Source organism: Hyphomicrobiales bacterium (assembly GCA_030688605.1).
GTDB lineage: Bacteria > Pseudomonadota > Alphaproteobacteria > Rhizobiales > NORP267 > JAUYJB01.
The window spans coordinates 1-8991 of record JAUYJB010000120.1; the positions used below are offsets into that span (position 1 = coordinate 1).

The 8991-nt window shown below is 61.7% G+C and carries 6 protein-coding genes; 1 reads left to right on the plus strand and 5 read right to left on the minus strand.

What is annotated here, in order from left to right; genetic code table 11:
• The 5 genes from Q8P46_12615 to Q8P46_12635 all read right to left on the minus strand — a co-directional run.
• Positions 1-1991, minus strand: a 1991-nt coding sequence (locus tag Q8P46_12615) for a hypothetical protein (protein ID MDP2620996.1), incomplete at its 3' end; no start/stop codon positions are given.
• 38 nt (positions 1992-2029) lie between these two features.
• Positions 2030-4162 (minus strand): hypothetical protein, encoded by a 2133-nt coding sequence (locus Q8P46_12620; protein ID MDP2620997.1) that lies wholly within the window; start codon positions 4160-4162, stop codon positions 2030-2032.
• Positions 4159-5763: a phage terminase large subunit gene (locus tag Q8P46_12625; GenBank protein ID MDP2620998.1), complete on the minus strand. Its 1605-nt coding sequence runs from the start codon at positions 5761-5763 to the stop codon at positions 4159-4161. Before Q8P46_12625 ends, Q8P46_12620 begins: the two co-directional genes overlap by 4 nt.
• 633 nt (positions 5764-6396) lie before the next feature.
• Positions 6397-7476 carry a terminase small subunit gene (locus Q8P46_12630; GenBank protein MDP2620999.1) on the minus strand — a complete coding sequence of 360 codons (1080 nt, stop codon included), beginning with the start codon at positions 7474-7476 and terminating at the stop codon, positions 6397-6399.
• Between the two features lie 86 nt (positions 7477-7562).
• Positions 7563-8021, minus strand: coding sequence for a hypothetical protein (locus Q8P46_12635; protein ID MDP2621000.1), 459 nt, complete (start codon positions 8019-8021; stop codon positions 7563-7565).
• Positions 8022-8385: 364 nt separating this feature from the next.
• On the opposite strand from Q8P46_12635, the gene Q8P46_12640 reads away from it, so the two are divergent.
• Complete coding sequence (locus tag Q8P46_12640) at positions 8386-8898, plus strand: JAB domain-containing protein (protein MDP2621001.1); 513 nt, start codon at positions 8386-8388, stop codon at positions 8896-8898.
• Positions 8899-8991 lie beyond the last annotated feature (93 nt).

Here is an 8991-nt window from a genome sequence, read left to right on the forward strand (position 1 = left end):
GCGACGTTGGCATCGAGCGCGCCTGCGCCCACTGCCGTATTGCCATCGGCAGTGCTCGCCCCCAGCGCGTTGAAGCCAACTGCTGTCGCGCTGATGGAAGTCACGGCCGCATCCAGGGCCTTCGATCCGACAGCGGTGTTGCCGCCAGAAGCGGAGGCGTTGGACAAGAGGCCAGCGTTGTGCCCGATGAACACATTGTCATTGTCGTTAGCGCCTGCGGCAGCGCCGCCCGCGTCCAGACCGACCGCCACGTTGCGAACACCAGCGACGTTCGCGTCCAAAGCACCTGCGCCGACGGCTGTGTTGCCCGCTGCCGTACTCGCGGCTAATGCGTTCTTTCCGACGGCGGTAGCACCGTCGCCAGTCACATCCGCACCGAGCGCGTTGAACCCGATGGCCGTGCAGTCGATCGCCGTGGTAGCTGCGTTGAAGGCGGTCGATCCGACGATCGTATTGCCCCCGCTCGCCGAGCCATTGGCGAGCAAGCCCGCGTTGTGGCCCACGAAGACGTTGTCGTTGTCCGTTGCAGCGGCAGCAGCGCCGCCCGCATCAACACCGATGGCCACGTTTCTGACACCGGCCACGTTGGCGTCCAGCGCGCGCGCACCGACGGCGACGTTGCCGCTGGCCGTGCTCGCACTCAATGCCCCCTTGCCAATCGCAGTCGCATCGATTCCGGTTGTCAGCGCATCCAGGGCAAGGGAACCGACCGCGACGTTGGACCCGCTCGCAGAGCCATTGGCAAGCAAACCTGCGTTGTGACCAACGAAAGTATTATCGTTGTCGTTCGCGCCCGCCTGCGCGCCGCCAGCGTCCTGGCCAACAGCGACATTCCTTACACCCGCCACGTTCGCGTCCAGCGCGTTCGTGCCCACTGCAGTATTGCCGGCGGCGGTATTCGCTGCCAGAGCGTCTTTCCCGATTGCCGTAATCCCGTCGCCGGTTACGTCCGCTCCACCAGCGTTGAAGCCAACCACCGTACAACTGATTGCTGTGGTCGCCGCGTTGAAGGCGGTTGAGCCCACCACGACGTTCCCGCCGGAGGCCGAACCGTTCGCGAGAAGCCCGGCGTTGTGGCCCACGAAGACGTTGTCGTTGTCGTTTGCGCCAGCAGCAGCGCCACCGGCGTCGACACCGACCGCCACGTTGCGAAGGCCGGCCACGTTCGCATCGAGTGCCCTTGCGCCAACAGCCACGTTGCCGCTCGCGGTACTTGCGCCAAGGGCTTTGAAGCCTATGGCGGTCGCGTCAATTCCAGTCGTGATCGCATCGAGCGCCTGCGAGCCGACCGCCACGTTCCCGCCAGAGGCCGAACCGTTGGCGAGCAGGCCCGCATCATAACCAACGAAGACGTTGTCGTTGTCCGTCGCGCCGGCTTGCGCGCCGCCCGCGTCCAGACCGACGGCGACGTTGCGCGCGCCGGCGACGTTGGCGTCGAGGGCTTTCGATCCGACAGCGGTATTGCTCGCGCCAGTGCTGGCAGCCAGGGCATCGTTCCCGACAGCGGTCGAATCATCGGAAGTTACGTTAGCGCCCAAGGCCCCAACCCCGACGGCGGTGTTCCGCGCCCCGGTCGTGTTCGCATCCAGGGCGGTCGTGCCGAGCGCCTGGTTCGATGCGACGTTGCCGTGCCCGAGCACATTGATGTGCCGAAAGTCTCCGATGTCCTTGTCGGCGCTGACGACAACCGCTTTGGAAGCGCTCACCGTGCCGGCCGCAACCGCATCGAACACGGTGCCGGTGCCGAAGTCGCCCATGCCGGTCCAGTCGGTGTTCAGGGGCCCGACGGAGCGATACCACAGGAGCGAATCCGGGTTCGTGATATCCGCGTACCATTGGCCGCGGAAGGTCGGCGTCAGTACGCCACTCGGCCCGCCGATGCCTTCGACGTAGCCGATGACGTCGGTCACGTCCTCTCTCCCCACCTGCGGGGCCATAATGGTCTTCATCACAGAAGCGGTGCACTTGCCTACATCAGTCAATCTGGTCATGATCGTTTCCTCATCAGGGTTTGTGGTTCCTCAACTTCCTAGGGTCCTGCACTTGGCCCTCCCGGACCTGCACTCGCCGCCTGTTGCCTAGCTCCACCTTCGGGTGCGCCCGCGGCAGACGCCCCTTTTTTCCCGCCGCCTTGAGCACCTTGCTCGGGTGGCTGTTGAATCTGGCTCGGATCGACCGGCACGCCTGCCGCCTGCATGGCAACGAGGTCGTCCGCGGTGACCAACCCTTGCGCCCGCAGGTAGGCATTCTGGCGCTGCTTGATCAGTTCCTTCTGCGGCAGGGTCGAAAGGTCAACCGCGATATCCTGAACCATCGGCAGGGCGACGATGCCGGTATCGATCATGTTGACGAGCTCCTCGTACTGCGTCGCCATGAAGGTCGCGGAAAGCGGGGTCTCGTCGACGGTGAGCGCGTAGCGCCCGACGGTGACATTGTTCAGGATCTCGCCGGTTGCCTGGCGAGCGTTGATCCCGAGTGTGTTCCACAGGCCGCCGTGCCCCTCGATCTTGAAGAGGCGCGCCTCGGTGTAGTGGTTCTGGATCATCTCGATTTTCTTGTCGCCACACAGGTTCTTGGTGCGCTTCGCATTGTCCATGTACATCTCTAACCCGAGGATCGACTGCTTGGTGCGCGCCTCGATCGCGCGCCCAGACTGCACGCGGTCAAGCTGGCCGAGCGCGGAATCGTTGATCCCGGCGATCTCCTTCAGGTCCATGGCAGCCGCTTGCTCAAGCCGCTCGATGCCTGTCGGCATCTTACCGGGCTCGATCCGCTGCGGGGCGTTCGGGCCCTTGTACTCGATGTTGAGGCCGGCGGCGCCGCCGTGCTCCTCGATCTTGATCTTCTCTTCCTCATCGAGCGAATTCTTCTCCCAGGTCCAGCCCGAGTGGGCGATCCTGGTGAGGATGTCGATCTGGCTAGATCGGCGCTTGTTGACCTCGCGCTGCGGGTCGATCAGATCATCGACCATGCCGCGGGTCTTGCCGCGCCGGAACCACGGAAAGAACGGGACGATCGAGAAGCTCTCGTAGGGGCTCCACTGATCGTAGACGACGATGTCGCCAATCATGGTTGTCCAACGCACGCGCTTGGTCGGGCGCCACTCGACGCGAAGCGGAAATGGGACCCCACGCATGGCGTAATCCATCGCGCACCACTGCATCATCTTCTCGATCTGCGGCCGGCTGAACCGATCAGGTATCGGCTCCCGGTCCCCGGTCTCAAGGTCAACGATCGAGCGCTGCATGACGCGAAGGTAATGCTGGCAATCGACGACGCGGATATTTTTCCGATACGGATCGACCGAGCTGGCGATATAGGACTCGATCGAACCGAAACCGGAACTGAAACTACCGACCTGTTGACCTCCAAAGGTTCTCCACGGCGTTCGCTCTTCGACAAAATCCAGGATGTCCGACGGCACGCCGCCGCGGTAGCCGCCTGAGACAACAAGCGGCGAGATCAGTTGGGAGACGCGCCGGCCGAAGGTGAATTCGATCTCATCCAGATTCCACCAGCGGCCCTCGAACACGTAGCCCCAGCCCTTCGGGTCGTAGGTGTCCCCATCGGGGTCCGGGCGGATCGTGAACGGATCCTTCGCAATGCCCTTGATCTCGCCAAAGTCGTTCCGCTCGAAATCAAGGCGCCAGTCGTAATAGCCGCGCCCACCCAGGAGGCCGTCGAGGAAGACCTCGGTGTCGACGTAGTGCTCCTTGTTGTTGATCGAAATCTGCTTCACGATCTTCGTCAGGACGTCGGCGACAGCCGCCGTGCTCGCCGCATCATCGGTGGGCAGAAAACGGTTATCGAGCCGGTTTTGCCGGTGATAGCCAAGGACGAGGCGCACCAAGGGCGCGATCTTGTTCAGGGTGAGCCATGGGCGGCCCTCTTCCTCGGCTAACTGGATCTCCTCCGCGGACCACTGCTTACCTTCGACAAAGTCTATGCAGCGCTTGGCATCCTCGGACCAGGTCGAGAGCGCCGCATCGGCGCGCAGGTACCGCTCCATCATGAGGAGCATGAGATCCTGGCTGTGGCAGCCGGGCATCATGAGCGTGCCGTTGCGGATGTCGGCGTAGGGGTCCTGCCCTGGAATCAACTCCGTCCCGGGCTCGGTCGAAGAGTAGCGGTTCGGAAGGAAGAATGTCTGTGGTGCGTTCATCTTCCGGCCCGGTGCGTCCACGCGCGGTTCGACAACGCCCCGCGGGGGAGCTTTTTCGCCCACTCAGGAATGGCTTTCGAGCCGTAGGCCGGCACTTCGACTGCCACGTAGGGCAGCGCGAGGTACTGCAATGCGTCCCCGGGGTGGCTGTACTTGTTCTTGTAGGGCGTATCGGCGTAGCGCGCATCGCCTCCGACCTGCACACGCCGGTAGTGATACCCACCGCGCAGACCCTTCCTGCACGAGATCGCCGACTTGTCCATCGCAAAGCCTTCGCGCTTATTCAAGAACCAGGCGACGCCATCCCGGCGCGCCGAAAAGTTGTTAGTGGGCGCAGCTTCGATATCGAACCCCGCATTTCTCACGACATCGAACCCGGTGACCTCGTCGTTCTGCGATCGCGAATCCCCTGCCGGATCCCCGGTGATGATGTACCTCCACGGGTCGCCATTGCGGTCCGTGAGGCCAAACCGGTTCACGAGATAGGGTTTCAGGGCGTCATTGATGAACTGTTGCATGCCCATCGAGCGCTCTTTTGCGACCAACTCGCCAAAAACAAGCAATTTCCCCATCGGGGAGCACTGCCCGGGCACCGCTGCCGGCGAAAGCCCGAAGTCCATCCCGATTCTGATCGGCATCCCGTCGATCGGCGTCAAAGAGAGCGGTTTTCCGTGCACCTGGTCGTCATACTCGCTGTAGACCGGCTTTCCGTCGATCACCTTGCCGTACTTGTTCAGGATGTTGAGGTCGATCCAGTCCTTCGATTTGCCAGCAACGAGCAAAAGCCAATAGGCAAACCCCATCGGCTGATTATTCGCGTTCTCGCACGCCGGATTGGGCACATATGACCCATCGGCCTCGAGCAACGCCGGCGGTTGCTCCCAAAACTGCATCAGCGGACGATCCATCCCGAGTAAGGCAAGCTGCTCCTGGATCTTCGCCTTTAATTCCTCACCCGCCGCCTGATCATCCGGGTCATCGGCCCCTTCGGCGAGCGCATACCACCAGTGATCATCATCCATGGAGTTCGTATCCATGATGATCCCGGCCCACGTGAACGAAACCCCGTCCTTCTTGTTCGGAAACCGCCCCACCGTCGCCGTCGCCATGTCCAAAACGGACTTGTCGAGCTCGGAAGCCTCGTTCAACCACACCGCGGTGTTCTCCATCGACTTCAACTTGCCCACATCCGCAGGCTTGTCACACGAAATGAACACCACTTCCATGTCGACCGTCGTCCCATCGGGCAACTTGAGGATCATCCGCGCCGTCATCGGCTCACCCAGGTTGATCGGCGCAATCGTCTCCGGTACCCACTCCTTCCACGTCGCCATCGTCGTCTTCTTCAACTCGGCATACGTGTTCCGAATCGCCGCAAACCTCGAACGCCTCCGCCTCCACCTGTCCGGCGCCTGCTGGTGCGCACGAATCACCATTTCCATGACGCAAGAAACGGATTTTCCGGACCCCCGCGGCCCCCTCACCCCTCGAATGAACGCCTCAGAGCGGTGAAAGTCCGCAAGAATCGGCGCAGCAGTGTAGTTCGCCGCATACGCACCCGGCTGCGTCCCAAATCGAGCAAGGCGGGCAGCGTTTGCCATCAGGGAATCACCCTATTGAACACAGTCCACGCAGACCAGAATGAACCATGCACCGATGGCGCGCCGCGACCACCACTTCTCGCAGCCTCATCAACTACACCAGGATGGTTCCTCGATGTCGGCCAAGGAAAATATGCCGAAGCGGCCCCCGCCGTTTCCTCGTGGAACGTATCGGGAGCCTTCGGGGGAGGTGTGAGGACGGTCGGCACCGGGAGCGCTACCGTCTCAGCGAGCGCGCTATCTTCACCAGAACTGCCGACCTGTTTCAAGCATAGACCATGATCTTGACCTTCGTCAAGGCGACTTCTCGTCGTCTGCGATGCCAAATTCACGGCTTTTTGCTCCAGATTTTTTGAAAAATTTGACACAGCCTACTCCAATTTGCCCATGATGGCTTGGATTGTTCCACGTGAAACGGCTGGGAAGAGGGAGGGAGAGACAACCCGCTCTCTACAACGCCGTGCACCGTGGGCCCCATTTCGAAGCGATGCCGGGTGCATGGCCACGGCCACGGCGAGCGCTGGGCGGCCGTCCCGAGGCTGGGCGACGGCGCACCCCGGCTTGGCAAGGTCGAGGCCCTCGCGGTGGCCGAGCGCATCATCATCGCGCATCGATGCAGGCGGACGCTCGCGGTCATGCCAGGTCCCCGAAGAGCGATCGCACCTTGGTTCGCGTCGCCGGTCGGTCGTTTGCCCCCGCTGCCCCCGCTGGCGGCTCGATCGGTCGATCGATCGCACCATTGTATATGTGGTCGGCCTCTTCGATTGGCTGGAAAACCCCGTCCTGAGCCATTTTCGAGGTATCAGGCGGGGGCGTGGCGGCCTTGGAGTGGGTACGGACCTTGGCGGATTGCGATCCAGCGGCCTGTAGAGCCCGGCGCTTGGCTCGCAGCGCTCGCTTGCCCGGCTTTTTCGGTGCCTTGCGCTTGGCCGGTGGCTTGATAGGCTCTGTGTGCGATGGCTGGAAAACCCCATCTGGCGCGGTTTTCGTGGCATCGATATCAACCGGCAGAGCCTTGACCTTCGGCATCTTCTTGGCCTTTGGCACAGCGCTTCCGCCCCCGACATCGACAGTGAAGCTCTGCCCAGCACCACCGAGCGCTTGAGGCCCGGCACCGAGGTTGATCGTGAATGAGGCCTGAATGCCCGGCGGGGCCTTGTTGCGCTCGAAGGCGCCCTTGGCCTCCATCAGCGTGCGCAGCGGACCGTGCTTCTCGGCCATGCGCACCTTGCGCGTGATTACCTTGACCCGATCCTCGCCCCTTCCCTCCCACTTCTCTTCCTCCTGGTACGAGGAGACGGCCGCCGCTGTGTCCGCGTCCCATTCATGGGGCGGACGGACGTTTCCATGCTCGTCAAACAGCTTGCGCACATCAGAGCGGCCGATGCGCGAAAGCTCGTGTTCTAGCTCTGCCAGCCTGATCGCCGAATGGTCTGTCCAACGCTCGGCGACGCGCAGGATTTCGGCCTGTACGCGACCGTCAGCGAAAAGACGGCGCGCATGAGTCTTTGCGGCGTTAGCGCTTGACCCTGGGTAGGCATGCAGGTAAGCCCTTGTCTGGTTGCGGTGATATGCCCAGTGCTCGGCGAATGCCTGCTGTGCAGGAGTGAGTAGAGTCTGAGATTCTGCGTAGCCGATGCGGAGTGCGTCGAATGTATCCGCGCCTAGATCGGGTTCGTTCTGCAGCGCTGGCGATTCCTGGTCCGCGTCCACCTGTTAATTCCTTGCGCTTAATTCGGTTGAGCGTGCTTTAACTGAAAAAGACGCCCACCCCTGACCCCTCCCTCGAATTACGATAATTATGATGCTCCCAAACAGATGATTGTGTCAATTCCTGGCACTGAATCGCAGGTAGAGGCATGGGTGAGGATTACGACACGGGCGGTGGCTGGGTAATTGAAATTGGCGAGCTTAGCGATGGTTTTCTTGCCGACCTGGTGCTTATCGAGTTCGACGAGGACAGGTGGGGGCCTGTTGCGGATATCGGGGTTGCGGGGTGCGCCTGGGGCTCTTGGGTTATCGAGCGGGGGCGGCCAGGCGATCAGATCGAGGACGCCTCGTTGGGTTGCGTGGCCTGAGTTTGCGGGGGCGCCGCGGCTGGAGACGAAGAAGCGGCCTTTGGGGATGTACCAGCCTTCGGCTTCGAGCTGGCGCACGATGAGGTTGCGGTAGTAGGCGCAGCCTGCTCGGGGGCGCTCGCGTGCGATCGCCTGGAGGTCGGTGGCGATCTGGACAATGTGGGCGTGGTGCTCGTTCATCGTGTGCCAATGGGCCGGATTGTACGCCCATAGGACCGGTCCGAACTTTCTTCCGTTTCGTTGACCTAGATCAAGAACTCTCGCTTGAACTATCGGTCAATAGGGTACATAGTAACGGTAAGGGCATACCTTGTTTCAACAACCCAAATGGAGGAAAGCCATGGAATACGCAGTCTACGCCGAAGAACCGAGTAAATCCGGATTCGTCCGGATTTTCGGGTCGCGGAAGTGCTTGTCCGTGCCCGAGTTAATCGAAGTGCTGAACGAGCGAGACGACATAGCGCTCGTTCGCGCAGTACGCCCTGGTCGTGACATTACACAGTTCGTGCGCGTCGAGCGCAATTAGTCACGTCAATCCGCTGTCATGATTTACTCACACCTTGCGCGCAAACCACGCGTCGCGCATGAATTGCGCGACTCAGCAGACCGCAACGCAGCAGACGATGCAGTAATTGCACGGGCGCGAGATATCCTCATACGCAGGCTCGCGCGCGCAAACATTGCAGCGCTCGAATCGCCCGCTGTCGTGCGTGATTACCTGCGCCTGACACTCGGGACACTGGAGCGTGAGGAATTTTGGTGCATCTGGCTGGACGCGCAGCACAGGGTGATCAGCGCTGATCTGATGTTCGCAGGCACGCTCACGCAAACAAGCGTATATCCGCGTGAGATCGTCAAGGCCGCGCTGGCGCACAACGCGGCGGCCGTCATATTCGCCCATAACCACCCTTCGGGCGTGGCAGAGCCAAGCATGCCCGACGAAGTGCTTACCCGCCAACTGAAGGACGCGCTTGCGCTTGTGGACACGAAAGTACTTGACCATTTCATCATCGCCGGCATGTCGGCGCTGAGTTTCGCAGAGCGCGGCTTGCTCTAACCTTTCCCCCCTGCCCTGCGCAATCGGGGCAGCCAGGAAAGCGCGCCGGCGTAACCGGCACGAACATAACCGAGGAGTGAGCATGGAAACGAA